The 19,613-nt window shown below is 71.9% G+C and carries 19 protein-coding genes; 10 read left to right on the plus strand and 9 right to left on the minus strand.

Annotation, left to right across the window (positions count from 1 at the left end; genetic code table 11):
- Nucleotides 1–80 precede the first annotated feature (80 nt).
- The 5 genes from OG933_RS42355 (at nt 81) to OG933_RS42375 (ending at nt 4,478) form a co-directional block, all read left to right on the plus strand.
- The gene (locus tag OG933_RS42355) at nt 81–374 is read left to right on the plus strand and encodes a hypothetical protein (protein WP_405632619.1); all 294 of its coding nucleotides are present in this window, start codon (nt 81–83) and stop codon (nt 372–374) included.
- 54 nt (nt 375–428) lie between these two features.
- Nucleotides 429–2,222, plus strand: a complete 1,794-nt coding sequence (locus OG933_RS42360) for a S8 family peptidase (protein ID WP_405632621.1) — start codon at nt 429–431, stop codon at nt 2,220–2,222.
- Nucleotides 2,223–2,645: 423 nt separating this feature from the next.
- Nucleotides 2,646–3,497 carry an RNA polymerase sigma factor SigF gene (locus tag OG933_RS42365; RefSeq protein ID WP_362273165.1) on the plus strand — a complete coding sequence of 284 codons (852 nt, stop codon included), beginning with the start codon at nt 2,646–2,648 and terminating at the stop codon, nt 3,495–3,497.
- A gap of 172 nt (nt 3,498–3,669) precedes the next feature.
- Entirely contained in the window at nt 3,670–4,092 is a 423-nt protein-coding gene (locus OG933_RS42370) for a hypothetical protein (protein ID WP_362533370.1), read from the plus strand.
- Nucleotides 4,093–4,109: 17 nt separating this feature from the next.
- The gene (locus OG933_RS42375; protein ID WP_405632623.1) at nt 4,110–4,478 is read left to right on the plus strand and encodes a low affinity iron permease family protein; all 369 of its coding nucleotides are present in this window, start codon (nt 4,110–4,112) and stop codon (nt 4,476–4,478) included.
- A gap of 54 nt (nt 4,479–4,532) precedes the next feature.
- Here OG933_RS42375 and OG933_RS42380 read toward each other — a convergent pair whose 3' ends face one another.
- Genes OG933_RS42380 through OG933_RS42390 form a run of 3 tightly spaced genes read right to left on the minus strand, consistent with a single transcriptional unit; the run spans nt 4,533 to nt 7,905 of the window.
- Nucleotides 4,533–5,891: an MFS transporter gene (locus OG933_RS42380; protein WP_362533365.1), complete on the minus strand. Its 1,359-nt coding sequence runs from the start codon at nt 5,889–5,891 to the stop codon at nt 4,533–4,535.
- Between the two features lie 59 nt (nt 5,892–5,950).
- Nucleotides 5,951–6,871, minus strand: a complete 921-nt coding sequence (locus OG933_RS42385) for an amidohydrolase family protein (RefSeq protein ID WP_405632627.1) — start codon at nt 6,869–6,871, stop codon at nt 5,951–5,953.
- Nucleotides 6,872–6,876: 5 nt separating this feature from the next.
- On the minus strand, nt 6,877–7,905 hold the full coding sequence (locus OG933_RS42390; RefSeq protein ID WP_405632630.1) for an amidohydrolase family protein: 1,029 nt from the start codon (nt 7,903–7,905) through the stop codon (nt 6,877–6,879).
- Nucleotides 7,906–8,082: 177 nt separating this feature from the next.
- On the opposite strand from OG933_RS42390, the gene OG933_RS42395 reads away from it, so the two are divergent.
- From OG933_RS42395 to OG933_RS42405, 3 genes are read left to right on the plus strand one after another with little or no spacing between them, the layout of a single operon-like run.
- The gene (locus tag OG933_RS42395; RefSeq protein ID WP_054237867.1) at nt 8,083–8,757 is read left to right on the plus strand and encodes a response regulator transcription factor; all 675 of its coding nucleotides are present in this window, start codon (nt 8,083–8,085) and stop codon (nt 8,755–8,757) included.
- A gap of 12 nt (nt 8,758–8,769) precedes the next feature.
- Nucleotides 8,770–10,182, plus strand: coding sequence for a sensor histidine kinase (locus OG933_RS42400; RefSeq protein WP_405632633.1), 1,413 nt, complete (start codon nt 8,770–8,772; stop codon nt 10,180–10,182).
- A complete protein-coding gene (locus tag OG933_RS42405) occupies nt 10,179–11,171 on the plus strand; it encodes a TAXI family TRAP transporter solute-binding subunit (RefSeq protein WP_405632635.1) in 993 nt (330 codons plus the stop codon). The genes OG933_RS42400 and OG933_RS42405 overlap by 4 nt, the downstream gene beginning before the upstream one ends.
- A 45-nt stretch (nt 11,172–11,216) precedes the next feature.
- Here OG933_RS42405 and OG933_RS42410 read toward each other — a convergent pair whose 3' ends face one another.
- A complete protein-coding gene (locus OG933_RS42410; RefSeq protein WP_362533354.1) occupies nt 11,217–12,080 on the minus strand; it encodes a helix-turn-helix transcriptional regulator in 864 nt (287 codons plus the stop codon).
- A 131-nt stretch (nt 12,081–12,211) separates the two neighbouring features.
- Between OG933_RS42410 and OG933_RS42415 the strand changes: the two genes are divergently transcribed.
- Entirely contained in the window at nt 12,212–13,162 is a 951-nt protein-coding gene (locus OG933_RS42415; RefSeq protein WP_405632637.1) for an NAD(P)-dependent alcohol dehydrogenase, read from the plus strand.
- Nucleotides 13,163–13,298: 136 nt separating this feature from the next.
- Here the strand turns inward: OG933_RS42415 and OG933_RS42420 are convergent, their stop codons facing one another.
- Nucleotides 13,299–14,180, minus strand: coding sequence for an NAD(P)-dependent oxidoreductase (locus tag OG933_RS42420; RefSeq protein ID WP_405632640.1), 882 nt, complete (start codon nt 14,178–14,180; stop codon nt 13,299–13,301).
- A 96-nt stretch (nt 14,181–14,276) separates the two neighbouring features.
- Between OG933_RS42420 and OG933_RS42425 the strand changes: the two genes are divergently transcribed.
- Nucleotides 14,277–14,627, plus strand: coding sequence for a winged helix-turn-helix transcriptional regulator (locus OG933_RS42425; protein ID WP_405632643.1), 351 nt, complete (start codon nt 14,277–14,279; stop codon nt 14,625–14,627).
- A 103-nt stretch (nt 14,628–14,730) separates the two neighbouring features.
- On the opposite strand, the gene OG933_RS42430 is transcribed toward OG933_RS42425, so the two are convergent.
- Genes OG933_RS42430 through OG933_RS42445 form a run of 4 tightly spaced genes read right to left on the minus strand, consistent with a single transcriptional unit; the run spans nt 14,731 to nt 19,535 of the window.
- Entirely contained in the window at nt 14,731–15,852 is a 1,122-nt protein-coding gene (locus OG933_RS42430) for an XdhC family protein (RefSeq protein WP_405632646.1), read from the minus strand.
- Entirely contained in the window at nt 15,845–17,971 is a 2,127-nt protein-coding gene (locus OG933_RS42435) for a xanthine dehydrogenase family protein molybdopterin-binding subunit (RefSeq protein ID WP_405632649.1), read from the minus strand. Before OG933_RS42435 ends, OG933_RS42430 begins: the two co-directional genes overlap by 8 nt.
- A complete protein-coding gene (locus tag OG933_RS42440; protein ID WP_405632651.1) occupies nt 17,968–18,960 on the minus strand; it encodes an FAD binding domain-containing protein in 993 nt (330 codons plus the stop codon). Before OG933_RS42440 ends, OG933_RS42435 begins: the two co-directional genes overlap by 4 nt.
- On the minus strand, nt 18,957–19,535 hold the full coding sequence (locus OG933_RS42445) for a 2Fe-2S iron-sulfur cluster-binding protein (RefSeq protein ID WP_362273176.1): 579 nt from the start codon (nt 19,533–19,535) through the stop codon (nt 18,957–18,959). Before OG933_RS42445 ends, OG933_RS42440 begins: the two co-directional genes overlap by 4 nt.
- Nucleotides 19,536–19,613 lie beyond the last annotated feature (78 nt).

The following is a 19,613-nucleotide window of genomic DNA, read 5'->3' on the forward strand; positions in this document are numbered from 1 at the left end:
CGGTCACCGACACGAGAACGAGGTCGGCGCACCGAGTGCGAACGGACGCGGGGGGCCGCTCACCGGAACAGGTGGGGAAGATGCGCGCTGACAAGCTCGGTTCGGCCGCACGGCGTGCGCTGTCGGAGGTCGGTGAGGCAGTCGGCCCCACTCCTTTCCAGGTGCTCATCCGGGTGACGGGGGAACCCGGTGAGGAACAGCGTCGGCAGATCGCCGACGCCGGCGCGCGGGTGGGCTTTGCGGCGGGCGATGTCCTGACCGCGGCGGTCGCCCCCGGCGATCTCGGACGCTTGACGGAAGTCGACTGTGTCGCCTACGTGGAGCTGTCCGAACCCCTCCGCCCTGAGGGGGGCGCCTGGCCACAGAAACAGTGATCGCCCGTCCTCCATGGTGAAGGGCCGGCGATACCGCCAGAGAGAAGACCGCTCATGCTCGACTCACGGCTGAAGTTCCTGACATCCCGGGCCGAGGAAGGCCCGGCGGAGCTGGTGGGCCTCGAGTCCACCGGCCGTTTCGCGCTCACGACCGAAGGGGTGAGGACGCCCCGTGTGCGCGTACTGCTGCGCTTGGCCGAGGGGCACGGCGCCGATGATCTGGGAGAGCTGTCCCGGGACATGGGGCTGACGGTGCTCACCCGGGCCGGGGACGTGGTCGGCGGTGAGATCGGGATCGACCGCCTCACGGAGCTCGACGAGTTGGAAGCCGTCGGCTACGTCGAGGCGTCCCGCCCGACCCTGCCGGAACTGGACGCCGCCGTGCCCGAGACCAAGGCCGACAAGGTGCACACCGGACCGCCCGGACTCCGCGGGGCCGGTGTGATCGTGGGGGTGGTCGACAGTGGCATCGACTGGCGCCACGGCTGCTTCCGTGACCCGACCGGGAAGTCCCGCATCCTGCGCATCTGGGACCAGAACCTCACTCCGGAAGCAGGTGAGTCCTCGCCGGCGCCGTTCGGTCACGGAGTGGAATACGAACGTTCCGCGATCGACAGCGCATTGAGTGCTCCGAACCCGATGAGCATCGTGCGTCACATGGACGACAGCATGGGCCATGGCACCCACGTGGCGGGCATCGCCGCCGGTGACGGGTCGTCGGCCGGCAATGGCAAACCGGCGTTCACCTTTGTCGGCATAGCGCCCGAGGCGGATCTGGTCGTCGTGGCCAACCGGGTGACGACGGAGGCCATGGGCGATTCCATGGGCACGCTCGAGGCCGTCGGCTACATCTTCAAGGTCGCCGAGACCCTCGGGCGGCCTGCGGTCGTGAACATCAGCCAGGGCGACAATCTGGGGCCCCACGACGGTTCCAGCCTGCTGGAACGCGGCATCGACAACCTGCTCAACGCGCCGGGGCGCGCACTGGTGAAGTCGGCGGGCAACGCGGCGAACGCCGGTGTGCACGCGACGGGCCAGGTCACGGAGGGAGGCAGCGACGTCGTGCAGTTCCTGGTACCCGTCGGCGACAACTCGCCGGACACGCTGGACATCTGGTATTCGGGCGCCGACCGTCTCTCCCTGCGGATCTCCACCCCCAATGGCACGGCGAGCGCCGAAGTAGCCCCCGGCAGCACGATCGACGGGCTGGATCTCCCCGGGGGGAACAAGGCCTTCATCGACTCCGTCGTGCACCACTCCCAGAACGGCGACAACCGCATCTACATTCAGCTGAGCCCGGGAAGCCAGACAGCGATCCGCCCCGGCACCTGGAGCCTGACGCTCATCGGCCGGGCCGTGGCCGACAGCGGCCGCTGGCACGCCTGGATGGAGAGGGGCCGGACCGTTCCCCAGTTCATCGGCTCGCACCGAAACGACGAGACAACCATCTCCGTGCCCGGGACCAGTCGGAAGGTCGTCACCGCCGCCTCCTACATCACCAAGGGTGCGGGGCAGGGAAACCTCTCCACCTTCTCCAGCCGGGGCCCCACGCGCGACGGCCGCCACGCGCCGACACTCGCCGCTCCGGGCCAGGCCATCACCTCGGCGCTGGTAGGAGCCTCGGGAGCGAGCCAGTACCAGCCCATGTCCGGCACGAGCATGGCCGCACCGCATCTCACCGGAGTGTGCGCCCTCATGCTGCAGTCGAGTCCCACGCTGACCCAGGACAACCTCGTCCTGCTCCTGACCAGTTCGGCCCGGCTGGACCCCTTCACCGGCGGGGCGCCCAGCGACGACTGGGGGGCGGGGAAGGTGGACGCGGCAGCGGCTGTCGACTCCGTGACCTGACCCCGTGACCTGACCCCGTGCCTGACCGGTCGACACCCGCACTGTGCATCCTGGCCCACGTCCTATCTGTCCTCAGCCCTGCTCGGCCCCGCCAAGGAGGTGAGGACGCGCCGGGTCTTGCTCTCGGGGTGCTCGCAGAGCGCCCCCCCGCCCTCCCGCGCCGCGTCCTCGACTCCAGGCTGTCCCCACCCCCCTCGGACCGCGGTCCAGCGGCGATTCTTCTACCGGTCCCGCATCGGCGGGAGCTCGCGATCTCCTGTCCCCGAGGTACCGGCCGGCAGCGCCCCGGCCCCGGCCGGACGGCGAGTTCCCGCCCGCTCGCCCCGGCACTTCTGTCGGGCATGTGCATGCTCTGCGGATGAGGGGGTAGACGCGGCGACATCAGCTCGAACGCAGGGCACCGGCAGGGTGGGGAGATCTCAGATGACGACGACGATCGCGCAAGCGGCCGAGGAGCAGACGACAGCGGCACTGCCTGTGGTACCCGAACCGGGCAAGATGGCGCCCAAGGACGCCCGCAGCCTGTCGAAGTTGTTCTTCGCGAAGCTGGCGGTGCTCGAGGAAGGCACGCCCGAGTACCAGTACGCGCGCAACACCCTGATCGAGATGAACATGTCCCTGGTCCGCTTCGCGGCCGGCCGGTTCCGCAATCGGGGCGGCGCGGACGGGATGGAGGACATCGTCCAGGTCGGCGTCATCGGGCTGATCAAGGCCATCGACCGGTTCGAGATATCCCGTGAGGTGGAGTTCACCTCCTTCGCCATCCCGTACATCGTCGGTGAGATCAAGCGCTTCTTCCGGGATACCTCCTGGTCCGTGCATGTGCCGCGCCGCCTGCAAGAGGCACGCGTGCAGCTGGCGAAGGCCACCGAGGAGCTCCAGAGCCGTATGGGCCGGACCCCCACGGTCAAGGAGCTGGCGGACCTGATGGACCTGACCGAGGAGGAGGTCATCGAGGCCCGGCTCGCGTCCAACGGCTACAACTCCGCCTCCCTGGACGCCACCATCGGCGGCGGCCCCGACGGCGAGACGGCACTGGCGGACTTCATCGGGTCCGACGACGCGGCCATGGAACTGGTGGAGGACTTCCACACGCTGGCGCCCCTGCTCGCCCAGCTCGACGAGCGTGAACGGCACATCCTCCACTGGCGGTTCGTCGAGGAGCTGACCCAGGCGCAGATCGGCGAACGGCTCGGCTGCTCGCAGATGCACGTGTCGCGCCTGCTCTCCGGCACCCTGAAGCGCCTGCGCGCGGGCATGCTCACCACCCACTGAACCGACGCCCGACGCCCGACGCCCGACGCCCGACGCCCAACACCTGACGCCCAACACCTGACGCCCAACACCTGACGCCCAACACCTGACGCCCAACACCCGTGGCCCGACACCCGTGGCCCTGGGCGCGGAAGCCCACCCGGGCCCGGGCATGTACCAGAGAGGACCTGTGGTGAGCGAAAGCGGTGCCGCGCTCCCGCCGATCGACGCGCATCTGGAGATCCTGCTGCGGCTGGTCGACGCGCAGCCCGAGGCGGCCCTCAAGATCTGCCTGACCACGCCCGGTGGAATCGTCGCGGGGAACCTGGTCGGATCCCGTACGTGGGCCGACCGGTGGGAGCACGTGGTGTCGACGGCCACCGGAGCGGAAGACGCGGCCGACCACATGGCACACCTGGCGCACACCGTCCGGTCCGCCCTGAAGGAGGCCGATGCGGAGCCGGGAACGGGGGACGGGCTGCACGGGTTCATCCACCTCGTCGACGTCACGTTCCTGTCCGTGCCCGGGACCGCCACCGCTCCGCTGTGGCGTGGCCGGCTGGGCGATGTCTCCGGCTGGGCCCTGGGGGCTCCCGCCGACCGGCCGGCCTCGTGAAGACCGCCGGTGACCTGATGGCACCACAGCACCCCGCGCACCGGGACGGCGACCGGCCGGGGCGCTTCACGCGCCTGGCCGAACACGCCTCGAACTTCACCAGTTCTCCCGCCTTCTTCGGCGTGTGCCTCGTCCTGGTCGCCGCCGCGATCACCGCGCACGCGCTGAAGCTGCCCACGCCGTGGCTGCTGTTGGTGGGCGAGACGATGTCCGCCGTCTCGCTGCTGCTCCTGGCACTGCTCAAGAATTCCGAACGGCGAGCCGAGCACGCCATCCAGCGCAAGCTCGACGCCATCGCCGCCGCATTGCTGGAGATCCAGCGGCGGGAACCGGGAGCGGCGAGCGAGGAACTCCGCCAGGCCATCAGTATGGAGAAGCAGGCCTGACCAGTGTTCCGAGCGCGCGCCGCGTGGCTCCGAGCAGCCCTGCCCCGGGCCGCCTCAGGCGGGGAGGCTCACGCGTTGCCGCTCCGCCTGGGCGATGCGGGCCGATCGCGTGCGGGTGCCGAAGGCGGCCAGGGCGATCGCGCCGAGCAGCCAGGTGCCGGCGATGAAGTAGAAGACGCTCTGATAGCCGTGGCCGTTGTAGAGCGCCGCGACGATCAGCGGACCGGCGGCGTTCGACAGCCGGCCCAGGCCGTAGGAGACGCTCGTGCCCAGGGAGCGGCTGCGGGTGTCGAAGAGCTCGGGGGAGTAGGCGTAGGCGAGGGCGGTGTAGCCGCGCTCGAAGAGGTTCACCAGGAATCCGAACACGATGATGAGGACCGGGTTGAAGGTGAGCCCGTACAGCAGACCGCATGCCGCGATCACCGTGCCGAAGGCGACGAGGCACCACTTGCGCTCGAAGCGGTCGGTGACCAGGGAGGCCAGATAGCAGCCGAGCGGTGCGCCGACCGTGGTCAGGGCCACGTAGAAGACGGACTTCTCGACACTGAAGCCCTCCTTGGCCAGCAGGGTGGGCGCCCAGCTGGAGTAGCCGAAGAAGCCGATGGTCTGCGTCGTCCACAGCACCGTGAGCAGCAGCGTCGGGAACAGGTACTTCTTCTGCAGGAGCAGCCGCAGGGGTGCCTTCGTCGACGGTGTCTCGTCGACCGGCGGCGCGGGCTCGGGAAGGGGACCCTTCTCCGCCGTGACGCTCTCCTCGATCTCCCGGAGGACCGCGTCCGCCTTGGCGTGGTCTCCCCGGCTCTCCAGCCAGCGGGGTGACTCCTTGAGGTGCCGGGTGAACAGCACGAGCAGGATGCCCAGCGAGCCCCAGAGGTAGACCAGCCGCCACGACCAGTCGTTGAGCGGGACGACGGCGCTGGCGATGAGGTTGGTGACGGGCGTTCCGCAGATGCCGATGACGATGGCGTACGCCTGGTACTTGCCGCGGATCGCCGACGGGTACATCTCGTTGACGTAGACGACCCCCACGACCGTCATCGCGGACAGTCCCGCCGAGGTCAGGACGCGGAACACGCCGAGGGACACGAGGTCCCAGGAGAAGACCGCCGCGAACGAGGAGATGCCGAAGAACAGCGTCGTCCACAGCAGCGCCCGTTTGCGGCCCCACCGGTCGGAGATGGACCCGGCGACGATCGCCCCGAGGAACATGCCGACGAACGAGAGCGAGGTGACGTAGGCGACCTGGTCGACGGTCAGGCCCCACAGCTTGATCAGTTTCGGCGCGGTGGTGGCGAAGCTGTTGATGTCCGCGAACTCGAAGAAGTAGGCGAAGGCGACGGCGAGCAGGGTGACTTTGTGGAACCGGGAGACCGGAAGCCTGTCCAGCCGGTTCAGCGCGTTGGCGTGTTGCATGAGCGGCCCTTGTCGAAGTGGGTGGAAACGCACGGGGAATACGGGGGAGCCCGGGGACGTCAGAGGTGCTCGCCGGGCCAGTAGAGGCCCATCGGGTTGGCGACGAGGAGCTTGTGCCGCTGCTCCGCGGTGACCGCCACCTGCGACACGTGATCGACGAGGAGTCCGTCGTCGGGCATGTGGCCGGTGAGGTTGGGGTGCGGCCAGTCGGTGCCCCACAGCACCCGGTCGGGGAACTCCTCGACGACGCGGCGGCCGAAGGGGACGACGTCGGTGTAGGCGTGCCGTTCGCCGTTCAGGGCGGCGGGCCCCGTCACGCTGAGGCGTTCGGGACAACTCACCTTCACCCAGACGTCGTTGTCGTCGACGAAGCGCAGGAACCGGGTGAACTGCGGCCCGTCCACGGGCTGGGTCACGTCCGGTCGTCCCATGTGGTCGACCACCAGCGGGACGGGCAACGACCCGAAGAAGCCCTCCAGTTCGGGCAGGTCGGCACTCTCGAAGTAGAGGACGACGTGCCAGCCGAGCGGGGCGACCTTCTTGGCGATGGTGTGCAGGTCGTCCTCGGGCGAGGTGTCGACCAGACGCCGTACGAAGTTGAACCGCACTCCGCGCACGCCCGCCGCGTCGAGTGCGAGCAGCTCGCCCTCGCTGATGGCCGGGCGGACCGTCGCGATGCCGCGCGCCCTGCTGCCGGCGGCTCGGACGGCGTCGACCATGGCGCTGTTGTCCGCGCCGTGGCAGGTGGCCTGCACGATGACGTTGCGGTCGACGCCCAGGTGGTCGCGGAGCGCGAACAGATCCTCCTTGCCGCCGTCGCAGGGCGTGTACTTCCGCTCCGGCGCGAAGGGGAAGTCGGCCTGCGGGCCGAAGACGTGACAGTGCGTGTCGACGGTCCCCGGCGGCAGCCGGAAGGCCGGTGCGGACGGGTTGCGGTACCAGTCCAGCCAGCCGGGGGTCTTGGGGGAGGGAGTGCTCATGTGCCTCACCGCCCCTGGCGCTTCAGTAGCGCGTCCAGGCGCGGGTACACGGAGCGGGCGTTGTGCTCCTGGATCGCCGCGAGGTCGTCCGCGGACAGCTCGGCCGCCTCCGCGTAGCGACCGGTGTCGTCGAAGTGGTGGCCGGTGCACGGGTCGATGTCGCGGACGGCGCCGATCATCTCCGAGGCGAAGAGGATGTTGCGGGCCGGGACGACGTCGTAGAGGAGATCCGAGCCGGGCTGGTGGTAGACGCAGGTGTCGAAGAAGACGTTGCCCAGGACGTGTTCCTCCAGTGGAGGCTTCCCGAGCGCCATCGCCAGGCCCCGGAAGCGGCCCCAGTGGTAGGGGACGGCGCCGCCGCCGTGGGGGATGACGAACCGCAGCGTCGGGAAGTCGGCGAACAGGTCACCCTGGACGAGCTGCATGAACGCCGTGGTGTCGGCGTTCAGGTAGTGCGCGCCGGTGGTGTGGAAGGCGGGATTGACGCTCGTGCTGACGTGGACCATCGCCGGGATGTCGTACTCCACCATCTTCTCGTAGACGGGGTACCACGAGCGGTCGGTGAGCGGCGGCGCGGTCCAGTGACCGCCCGAGGGGTCGGGGTTCAGGTTGAGGGCGACGGCGCCGTACTCCTCCACGCAGCGGGTGAGTTCCGGGAGGCAGGTCGCGGGGTCGACACCGGGGGACTGCGGCAGCATCGCGGCGGGCACGAAGCGTTCCGGATACAACCGGCTCACCCGGAAGCAGAGTTCGTTGCAGAGGGCCGCCCAGGCGGCTGAGGTCTCGAAGTCCCCGACGTGATGCGCCATGAACGACGCGCGGGGCGAGAAGACCGTCAGGTCGATGCCGCGTTCGTCCATCAGCCGCAACTGGTTCGGCTCGATGGTCTCGCGCAGCTCGTCGTCGTCGATACGCAGATCCGCGCGGGCCGGGGCGGCGGCCGACGGGTCGGTGAGGGAGGCGATCTGCCGGTTGCGCCATGCCTCCAGGGCCGGCGGGGCGGTCGTGTAGTGACCGTGACAGTCGATGATCATTACGGCGTCCTTCTCGGGCTGCTGGGTGCCGTGCAGCCTGGCTCCGCCCCGCACCGGCGGACGAGAGGACCGAGCACAGAACTAACCTCCCCTTAACACTCCGGCGGGTGCGCGGTCGGTGTGGTTTACATTCGGCTGGAGGCAGTGGCCGGGAGTGGCCGAAAGGAGGTGGTCAGGGTGCAGATCCTGCTGGCCGAGGACGACGACGGTGTGGCCGCGGCACTCGTGGAGGTCCTGTACGACCATGGTCATGTCACCCGGCGGGTCCGGTACGGCAGGGAGGTGCTGACCTACCACCGCAGCTCCGACCTGCTGCTTCTCGATCTGGGCCTGCCCGACACCGACGGCCTGGACGTGTTGCGCGCCCTGCGCGCGGTGAGCGACATGTCGGTGGTGGTGCTCACCGCCCGCGGCGACGAGCGCTCGGTCGTGCGCGGACTGCGGCTCGGAGCCGACGACTACCTCGTCAAGCCGGTCCGACTCGCCGAGCTGCTCGCCCGGATCGACGCCGTCACCAGGCGAAACGCGGCAAAGAATGCCTCCTCCGTACGGACGGCCCGTGCGGGTGACGTCGAGGTGGATCTCGACGCGCGCCGGGTCCGGGTCGCCGGGGCGGAGATCGAACTGACCACCAAGGAGTTCGACATCCTCGCCGTGCTGGCCGGGCGTGCGGGTACGGCGGTCAGCCGCGAGCAGCTCCTGGACGAGGTGTGGGGCGACGCCCGCCACGCCGTGTCCCGGTCCCTCGACGTCCACCTCACCCAGCTGCGCGCCAAGCTGCGCCGCCCCGAGCTGCTCACCACGATCCGGGGCTTCGGCTACCGCTTCGGGGACCTCGGGAACGAGGACTGAGGGGAACCACGCGTGCGCACCCGGGTCCAGGCCGCACTCCTGCTGTTCGTCGTGATCGCGGTGGCCGCGTTCGCCGTACCGCTGCTGCTGTTCACCGCCTCCGACCGCACCCAGCAGCTCGTCCTCGCCCGCAGCGCCGACCTCGACCGCTTCGCCTCCCTCATGGACCAGGCCGCCTCGACCGGCGACACCTCGGCCGTCGCCGCCGAGGCGCGACGCTACACACAGCTGTACGGCGAACCACTCGTCGTCACCGACACGCGCCGCAACCCCGTCGTCCAGACCGGCGGCATGCGCGCCGCCGACCCCGACGTCGCACGGCTGCTCGACGCGGCGCTGCGCAACCAGACCGCGCACCCCACGGGGGCGCTGCGCCCCTGGTCGCGGGGATCGCGGATGTTCGCCGAGCCCGCGGGCACCGGGACCCGGGTCTCCGGGGCCGTCGTGCTGCGGGCCTCGGTCGGGACCGCGGCGCAGGACATCACCCGGCGCTGGGCCGCCGTCCTCGCGGGCGCCGCTCTGGTCGCCGTCGCCTGCACGGTCCTCGCCCGGGCCGCGACGAGGTGGGTGGTCAGCCCGCTGCGCCGCCTCGACCGTGCCGTCGGCCGGCTCGCCGCGGGACTCCCGCCCGAACAGACCCGGGCCGGCGGCCCGCCCGAACTGCGCCGGCTCGCGATCGGCTTCAACCGCATGGCACGTACGGTCACGGCGGCCCTGGAACAGCAGCGCAGGCTCGTCGCCGACACGTCCCACCAGATGCGCAACCCCATGGCGGCGCTGCGGCTCCGCGTCGACGCCCTGCACACCCACCTGCCCGCGTCGGCGAGCCGCACCTACACCGGGGTCACCACCGAGCTCGACCGCCTGGAGACCCTCCTCGACGACATGCTCGCCCTCGCCGCCGCGGAACACCGGGCCGGAGAGCTGACGGTGACCGACGGCTCGGACGCCGACTGCGACCTCACGGCAGTGGCGGCCGCCCAGCACCGCCTGTGGGAGCCGGTCGCCCACCGCGCCGGAGCCCGCCTCACGCTCCGGGCCGCACCGGCCCGGGTCACGGCCGCCTGCACGGACCGCGAGCTCGCCCAGATCACCGACATCCTCGTGGACAACGCCATCAAGTACGCGGGCCCGGGCGCCGAGATCTCGCTGCGCTGCACCACCGAAGGCAGGCTCGCGGTCCTCACGGTGACCGACGACGGACCCGGCCTGGGCACGGAGGAGCTGGCGCTGGCCACCACGCGGTTCTGGCGTTCGGGCCGGCAACGGCACGACGGCACCGCGGGTACGGGACTGGGCCTGGCCATCGCCGAACAGCTGCTGGCGGGCCGGGGCGGCCGACTGGAGCTGGAACCCGCGCGACCGCGGGGGCTGCGGGCCAGGGCGGTCGTACCGCGCCCGCCGGGCGACGGAGGTGCCCCATGACCCGTCCCGTCGACCGCCGCGCCCTTCTCCATGCCGCTCTCGGCACGGCCGCCGTCGCCGTCCTCGGGGGCGCGCTCACGGCCGACGCCTCCCGGCAGCTGCCCGGCCCGAGCGGTGTCCTGCGTGTCGCGACCGGCGAGCCCACAGCCTTCTACGCGGCTTTCGGCCGCCTCCTCGCCGCAGAGCTCGAAGCGGCGTATCCCCGGCTGACCTGCCGCGTCCGTACCACCGCGGGCAGCGTCACCAACATCGAACTGCTCCGCGACCACCGCGCAGACGTCGCGCTCGTCCTCACCGACACCGCGCTGGCGGCCCAGGGCACCGACCTCTTCCCGCACCCCGTGCCCCTGCGCGCGCTCGGCAGGGTGTACGAGACCTACCTCCAGTTCGTCGTCCGCGCCGACTCGCCCGTACGCGCGGTGTCCGACCTGACGGGACACACCGTCTCGCTCGGCGCCACCGGATCGGGCGCGGCCGTACTCGGCGAACGGATCCTGCACGCCGCGGGGCTTTCCCCCGGCACCGACGTGCCCGTCAGCCATCTCCCGCTGGCCGACGCGGCCGACGCGGTGCGGACGGGCTCGGTCGACGCGCTGCTCGTCGCGGGCGGCGTACCGTTGCCCACCCTGTCCGACCTCGACGACCGCGTCGGCCTGCGGTTCCTGCCGCTGGCCGGTCTGCTGCCCCGGCTGGGCGGCCGCGACGGCCTGGCCGGGTCGGGCCTGGAGGAGGTGTCCTTGCCGCAGGGCGCGTACCGGTCGGCGGGCGGGGTCGGCACCATCGGAGTGTCCAACCTGCTGGTGTGCCGCCCCGATCTCCCCCGCGGCGTCGCGGACGCGCTGACCCGCCTGCTGGCCCTGCGGGCAAGCGCCCTCGTGCCCGGCAATGCCGTCGGTACCCAGTTCCTCGACGTCGGCAGCCTGATCGGTACGGGCGGCATCGCACTGCACCCCGGCGCGGTCGCGGCGTACCGCTCGCTGCACGGCTGAGCCACATCGCACGCCGCACGTGACGGCCGCCCGACGTGCCTCGGGTCAGCCGGCGTCGAGCAGGCCGGCGAGCAGTTGGAGCCGCTCGGCGTCGGGGCCGCCCTCGACGGCGGTGTACACGATCAGCATCGGGCCGGGAGTGCCCGGCAACGGGTAGGCGTCCCAGTCCAGGTTCATCTCCCCGACCAGGGGATGGTTCACGCGCATCCGGCCGCGCGTCGTCTCCCCCACGTCGTGGCGGGCCCACAGCGTCGCGAACTCGTCGCTGCGCACCGCCAGTTCGCCGACCAGCTCCGCGGCGCGCGGGTGCCCCGGATCGGCGGCGACCTGGGCGCGCAGCATCGCGGTCAGCTCGGCGACGGTGGCGGCCCGTTCCGGGCAGGTCTGGTCGGCTTCCGGGTGCAGCAGGAGCGAAAGCAAGTTGCGCTCCGTCACCGGGAGGCGGGTGAAGTCGCCCAGCAGCGCGCCGGCCGGGGGGCTCCAGGCCAGTACGTCCAGGTAGCGGCCCACGACCAGTGCGGGCGAGGGCATCGTACGCAGCAACCGCCGTGTGGTGTCCGGTACCTGCTCCGGTTCGTACCGGCGCGGGGCGCGGACCGGGGTACGCGCGGCGGCGGCGAGGCTGTGCAGGTGCCGACACTCCTCGGCGGAGAAGTTCAGGGCGCGCGCGAGGGCGTCCAGGACCTGTTCGGAGGGCCGCACGTCGCGTCCCTGCTCCATCCGCTGGTAGTAGTCCGAACTCACCCCCGCCAGCAGGGCCAGTTCCTCCCGCCGGAGCCCGGCGACACGCCGCCTCGGGCCGGGTTCGAGGCCGACGTCCTCCGGCCGCAGCCGGGTCCGGCGGGTCCGCAGGAACGCGGCGAGTTCACGGCGGGGCTCGTCGGTCGGCGCGAGGGGGTCGTCGGTCACCGCGCCAGTATGCCTCGGGCACCGCCCGCAAGGGTGGGTCTGCCGGTCCCAGGAAAAGGCGGGCGACCGTGATGCCGCGAGCGGGGACCAGTATCGGTTCCACACCGGACGACCACGGAAGGAACAGCGACATGAAGGCCGCTCAGATCACGGGTTACGGCGCACCGGACGTCCTGCGCGTCAACGATGTCGACCGGCCGGTCCCCGGTGCCGGCGAGGTCCTGGTGTCGGTCGAGGCGTCCAGCGTGAACGGACACGATGTGATCGTCCGCGCCGGGGAGTTGAAGATGGTGTCGGGGCGCCGCTTCCCGATCGGCGCGGGGCTGGACTTCGCCGGCGTCGTCGTGGAGACCGGCTCCGATGTCGAGAGCCACCGGGCCGGGGACCGGGTGTGGGGCACGGTGCATCCCCGGCAGCGGCACACCACCGCGGGGGCCGCCGAGTACGTCGTGGTCCCCACCGACCGGATCGCACCCGCCCCCGCGGGCCTCTCGCCGGTCGACGCGGCCTCCCTCGTCGTGGCGGGTGTCACGGCGCTGATCGCACTGCGCGACAGCGTGCGCCTGGCGGGCGGCGAACGGGTCCTCGTACGGGGCGCGGCGGGCGGTGTCGGCACAGCCGCCGTGCAACTGGCTCACGCAATGGGCGGCCATGTCACCGCGCTGGCCCGCGACCGCCACGCCCAACTGCTCACCGGCCTCGGTGCCGACGAAGTCCTCGACTACGGTTCCACCACCTCGGACCGGATCGGACCGTTCGACGTCATCGTCGACACCGTCGGCTCGGAACTGCACTGCTACCGAAGCCGGTTGGCCAAGGGCGGCCGGATGGTGACCGTCGGACTGTCGGCCGGCGCCCTGGCCGCGATCGCCGCGTCGAGCGTGCACGGCTCCCGCCGCATCCGCACCTTCAGTGCCAATCCCGACAGCGCCGTGCTGCGCGACCTGACCGACCATGTCGCCTCGGGTGCGCTGCGCCCGGTGGTCGACAGCGTGTACCCGCTCGCGGACATCGCCGCGGCGCACACGGCATTCGAACGCGGCGGAGCCGTGGGCAAGCACGTGATCGCGGTGTCCGCGTAGCTCCGTGGTCCTCGCGAGTGCCCGCGGGTCCCTGGTTTCGTCCGGGACGGACCGACGCGCGGCCGGCGTTGCTCGTCGGGGGAACGGTCACCAGCCGGTCACCGGCACGGTGACCGCCATGGCGGCCTGCTGCCGATCAGCGCATCAGCAGGTCGATCACGCCCGTCAGGTCCTCCTCGTCGCTGCCCTCGCCCAGGCGGCGGCGCATCAGGTCGAAGTAGGGCTTGAGCAATTCGGGGCTGACGCCCTGCTGCTCGGCGGTGCTCAGCAGGGTCGGGGTGCCGGCCACCTGCATGGCGAGCGGGGAGGAGACCTCTTTGGTGTAGTCGCCGCTCCGCAGACGATCGGCGGTGCGGTGAACCGCTGGAGCCATCGCGACGAGCCAGTCAGCGAGCAGCGGGGCGAGCGACGTCGGATCGATGTCCTCCTTGCGGATCAGGGCGAAGGCGTGCGCGGACCCGGCGAACATCCCGTACATGGCGCTGAGCAGGGCCACGTCGTGCAGGGCCGCGAAGCCCGCGTCCTCGCCGACGTAGGTGGTGCCGGCCGGGACCCCCAAGGTCTCCCGGTGCCGCTCGAACAGCTCCCGCGAGCCGCTGTAGAAGACGTAACCTCCGGCTTCCCGGACACCGATCATCGGTGGGACGGCCATAATCCCACCGTCCAGGTATCGGGCGCCGCATTCGCGGGCCCACTCGGCGCGGGCGCGGGCCTGGGCAGGAGTACTGGTGGTCAGGTTGACCAGGTCCCTGTCGGCCAGGTCGGCGCCGGCCAACACCTCGTCGACCGAGGCGTCGTCGAGCAGACATACGACGACCAGGGTGCTCGCCGCGACCGCGTCGGCGACGCTGTCCGCGACCCTCGCACCCTCGGCGGCGAGCGCCGCGGAGCGGTGCGGGTTGCGGTTCCAGACGGTGAGCGGGTGACCGGCGGCGAGCCAGGTACGGGCCAGCGCGGCACCCATCGCGCCGAGACCCAGCAGCGTGACGGCGCTCTTCTCAACAGTGTTCTGTGTCATGCCGATCAGGCTGGTCGCAGGCCCTGGCGTGATCAAGTACGTACTTGGGAGTGGGTGGTTACCCTGGGGTGAGCGAGCACGTCAGAAGGGTGGGGCATGACGACGCTGAACAGGCCGGGCGCACCGGACGGCCACGCCTGCGGGATCGACACCGCGATGGAGGTGATCGGCGGCAAGTGGAAGGTGCTGCTCCTCTGGGCGCTCCACGAGCACCCCCACCGACGCTTCGGCGAGCTGCGTCGACTGCTTCCGGGGATCACCGAGAAGGTGCTGGCCTCCCACCTGCGTGAGATGGAAGCGGACGGTGTCGTGCACCGCGTCTCCTATGACGAGGTGCCGCCCCGCGTCGAGTACTCACTGACCGAGGACGGCACGCGCCTCAACGACGCACTCCGTCCGCTGGCCGCCTGGGGAAGGGAGCGGCCGACCGTTCGGCCGTCGGGATGAGCGGTCCGGCGGAAGCGGTCGGGCCCGACAACACAGGGGCCCGCCCTCGGAGTTGTGTCCGGGGCGGGCCGCTCGCGTGCGGCGCGGGCCGCGCCGTCGGGCCTCAGGCGGAGTGGCGTTGGTGGATCGGTCTGTCCGAACCGGTCAACGGCAGGCCCGTCCCGCCCCGGCGGGCGGCGACGATCTCCGCCGTGATCGACAGGGCGGTCTCCTCCGGTGTACGCCCTCCGAGGTCCAGGCCGATGGGTGACCTCAGCCGCGCCAACTCGTGCTCTCGCAGGCCGATGTCGCGCAGCCGCCGGTCCCGGTCGGCGTGGGTGCGGTGGGAACCCATCGCACCGACGAACGACACCGGCAACCGCAGCGCGACCTCCAGCAGCGGGACGTCGAACTTGGCGTCGTGGGTGAGCACGCACACCACGGTGCGCCCGTCCGTCCGGGTACCCCGCAGATAGCGGTGCGGCCAGTCCACGACGACCTCGTCGGCCTCGGGGAAACGCTCCGGGGTGGTGAAGACGGGCCGGGCGTCGCACACGGTGACGTGATAGCCGAGGAACTTGCCGGCCCGGACCAGTGCCGCCGCGAAGTCGACGGCACCGAACACGATCATCCGGGGCGGCGGCACGCTCGTCTCGACGAGCAGGGTGAGGCCGCCGGGGCAGTGTGATCCGTCCTGCGACAGCTCGACCGTGGCGGTGCGGCCCGTGTCGAGCGCGGCCAGGGCGTGTGCCGTGGCGGTGCGGTCGAGGTCCTCGTGTCCGCCGAGCCCGCCCTCGCGGGAGCCGTCGGCGCGCACGAGCAGCGCGGCACCGAGAAGCGCCCCGGGACCGCGGACGACCCTGACGAGCGCGACGGGCTCGCCCCGCGCCGACGTGTCCAGGGCGCAGCGCAGCAGCGCACCGACCGGACCGTCCGCCGTGACCGGGGTGACCAGGACGTCGAGGACCCCGCCGCATGTGAGTCCCACGGCGAAGGCGTCCTCGTCGCTGTAGCCGAAGCGTTCGAGCACGCTGTCGCCGGTCTCCAGCGCCAGGGCGCACAGGTCGTAGACCGACGCCTCCACGCACCCGCCGGACACCGACCCGATGACGGTGCCCTCCCCGTCGACGGCGAGCGCGGCGCCCGGGCCGCGTGGGGCGCTGCCGCCGACGGACACGACGGTCGCGACGGCGGCCTCGCGGCCCTCGGCCAGCCAGTCGCCCAGCTGCGGCGCGAGGTCAAGCATCGCGGCCGCCCGTCAGGACCCGGTCGGGGCGGATGGGCAGGCTGCGGTGGCGTACGCCGGTCGCGTGCCACACGGCGTTGGCGACGGCGGCGGCCGCGCCGACGATGCCGATCTCACCGATGCCCTTGATGCCGACCGGGTCGTCGGGGTCGTCGTCCGCCACCCAGTGCGCCTCGACCCGCGAGACGTCGGCGTGCGTCGCCACGTGGTAGCCCGCGAGATCCGCTCCGACGGGACCGCCGGAGGCCGCGTCGCGCGCGGCTTCCTCGTGCAGGGCCATGGAGATGCCCCAGATCATGCCGCCGGTGAACTGGCCACGCGCGGTCAGGGGGTTGACGATGCGCCCCGCCGCGAACACGCCGAGCATGTGCCGCACCCGGACCTCGCCCGTGGCGGTGTCGACGGCGACCTCGGCGAACTGCGCGCCGAACGAGTGCCGTTCCTTCTGCGCGAGGGCGCCGATCGCCGCAGTGGTGTCGGAGCGCACGGTGATGCCCTCGGCCGGGATCGCCGCGCCCGGCACGAGCCGGTCGCGCAGTTCGCCCGCGGCGGCCATGACGGCCCAGGACCAGGACCGGGTGCCCATGGAACCGCCCGCGATCATCGCGAACCCGAACGCGCTGTCACCGAGGCGTACTTGTACGCGGCCCGGCGGAACGTCCAGGGCGTCCGCGGCGACCAGGGTGAGGGCGGTCCGTGCGCCGGTGCCGATGTCCGCCGCCGCGATCCGTACGGTGAAGCGGCCGTCCGCCTCGGCGGTGATCGAGGCCGTGGACGGGGCGGCGCCGGCGCCGAAGGAAGCCGCCGCGGTGCCGGTGCCGAGCAGCCAGCGCCCCTCGCGCCGCACCCCGGGCCGCGGGTCGCGCCGGTCCCAGCCGAAGCGCCGGGCGCCTTCCTCGAAACAGGCGCGCAGATTGCGGCCGGCGAAGGGGAGACCGGAGACCGGGCCCCGGTCCGGTTCATTGCGCAGACGGAGCTCGATCGGGTCGATGCCGCACCGGTGGGCGAGTTCGTCGAGCGCGGCCTCCAGCGCGAAGGACCCCGGCGCCTCGCCCGGGGCGCGCATCCAGGTGGGGCTCGGCACGTCGAGCGGTACGACCCGGTTCTCCGTGTGGTGGGCGTCGGCGTCGTACATCACCCGGGCCACGCCGGCGCTCGGCTCGACGAACTCGTGCACGGTGGAGGTGCGGCTGAGCGAGAGGTGGTCCAGGGCGCGCAGCCGTCCGTCGGTGTCCGCCCCGAGCCTGACCCGCTGGATCGTGGGACTGCGGTGGCCGGCCAGCGTGAACATCTGACGCCGGGTCAGGACGACGCGCACCGGACGCCCGACCATCCTGGACGCCATCACGGCGGCGACCTGGTGGGCACGCACGCCCTTGCTGCCGAAGCCACCGCCGACGTGCTCCGAACGCACCCGCACCGACGCGGGATCGAGCGAGAAGAGGTTCGCCAGTTCCGCGACGACCCAGGTGGCACCTTGGTTGGAGTCCACCACCTCGAGCCGGTCGGCCTCCCAGCGGGCGGTGGCCGCGTGGGGCTCCATGGGGTGATGGTGTTCTTCGGGAGTGGTGTACGTGGCGTCCACGACGACGGCGGACGCGGCGAGTTCGGCCTCCAGGTCACCCTTGTGCGTCACGGCGGGCATATGGCCGTCGGACGGGTGGGCGTCGGGGTGGTCGCCGGTGAACCCGACGTCGTGCGGGGTCTGTTCGTAGTGGACGACCAGGGCCTCGGCGGCCTCGCGCGCCTCCTCGGACGTCTCGGCGACCACCAGCGCCACCGGCCAGCCCAGGTGCGGCACATGGTCGTTCTGGAAGACCGCGCAGGTCGGGTCCGGGGCGGTCCCCAGCAGGCCGATGTAGTCGGTCTTCAGCGGCGTGGCGTTGCGATGGTCCAGTACGGCGAGGACGCCGGGCATCGCGAGGACGGCGTCCGCCTCGACGTCCCGGATCCGGCCGCGGGCCACCGTGGACAACACCAGCCAGCCGTGGGCGAGTTCGGCGAAGGGGATCTCGCCCGCGTACCGGGCCGCACCGGTGACCTTGTCCCGCCCCTCCACACGGACGTGACCGGTGCCCACGGCACGGACGCGGGCGAGGGGCGCCTCGGTCGTCGTCATCGGGCGGCCTCCTCGGCGAGTTCGCTCAGCACGGCCACGGTCAGGTTGCGCATCAGGGTCACCTTGAATCCGTTGTGCGACAGGGGTCGGGCCGCCGCCAGTTCGGCGTCCGCGGCGGCCGCGAACGACTCGGCGTCGGCGGGTGCCCCGGTCAGGATCCGCTCGGCGGCGCGGGCCCGCCAGGGCCGGGAGGCGACCGCGCCGAACGCCAGGCGCACCTCATGCACGACACCGTCGCGGACGTCGAGCGCGGCGGCGACCGAGCCGACGGCGAACGCGTAGGACGCGCGCTCGCGGACCTTCCGGTAGCGGGAACGGGCGGCGACCGGAGCCGGCGGCAGGGTGACGCCGGTGATCAGCGCGCCCGGCGGCAGGGCCGTCTCGCGGTGCGGGGTGTCGGCGACCGGGAGATAGAGCCAGCCCAGCGGCAGTTCGCCCGGTCCCTGGGCGGTCTCGTAGTGCACCATGCCGTCGAGGGCGGCCAGCGCGACGGCCATGTCCGACGGGTGCACGGCCACGCAGTGCGCGGAAGCGCCGAGGACGGCGTGGTTGCGGTTCTCGCCCCTGACGGCCGGACAGCCGCTGCCGGGATCCCGCTTGTTGCAGGCTCCGGTGGTGTCGGCGAAGTAGGCGCAGCGGGTGCGCTGGAGCAGATTGCCGCCGACGGTGGCCATGTTGCGCAGCTGGCCGGAGGCACCGGCGAGCACCGCCTGCGCCAGCACGGGGTAGCGGGTGCGGACCAGGGGATGGGCGGCGAGGTCGCTGTTGGTGACGGTCGCGCCGATGCGCAGGCCGCCGGCCGGGGTCGGCTCGACGCGGTCCAGCGGCAGGCCGCGTACGTCGACCAGTCGTCCCGGACGTTCGACGCCGGTCTTCATCAGATCGACCAGGTTGGTGCCGCCGGCGAGGTAGCGCGCGTCCGGATCGGAGTCGAGCAGCGCGACGGCGCTCGCCACGTCGGAGGCCTTCCGATAGCCGAACTCCCTCATGCCGCAGGCTCCTTCGATTCCGGTCCGGCATCGGTGCGCGCCGCGGGCCCGGATTCCGCGGCCCTGGTGACGGCCTCGACGATCGAGGGATAGGCGGCGCAGCGGCACAGGTTGCCGCTCATGCGCTCACGGATCTCGTCCGGGGTCAGGGGTGGTGGTCCGGCCGCGGGCCGTACGTCGGCCGAGGCGGCGCTCGGCCATCCGGCGGCGTGTTCCGCGAGCACACCGATCGCCGAACAGATCTGGCCCGGTGTGCAGTAACCGCACTGGTAGCCGTCGAGATCGAGGAAGGCCTGCTGTACCGGGTGCAGCCGGTCGCCGTCCGCCACGCCCTCGATGGTGGTGACCTCACGCCCCTCGGCCGCGACCGCGAGCTGGAGGCAGGCCACGGTCCTGCGGCCGTCGACCAGAACGGTGCAGGCTCCGCACTGCCCCTGGTCGCAGCCCTTCTTGGTGCCGGTGAGGTCGAGTCGCTCGCGGAGTGCGTCGAGCAGGGTGGTGCGGTGGTCGACGGGCAGCGTGTGCCGCTCGCCGTTGATGTGCAGGGTGATGACGCTGGACGTCGGTAAGGCCATGAGAGCTTCTTTCACGCTTCCGGAACCAGATGCGGCGGCCGCCGGTGCCTGGCGACTGCCGAGGTACGTCGTTCGGGG

The organism is Streptomyces sp. NBC_00016 (assembly GCF_045040885.1).
GTDB lineage: Bacteria > Actinomycetota > Actinomycetes > Streptomycetales > Streptomycetaceae > Streptomyces > Streptomyces coriariae.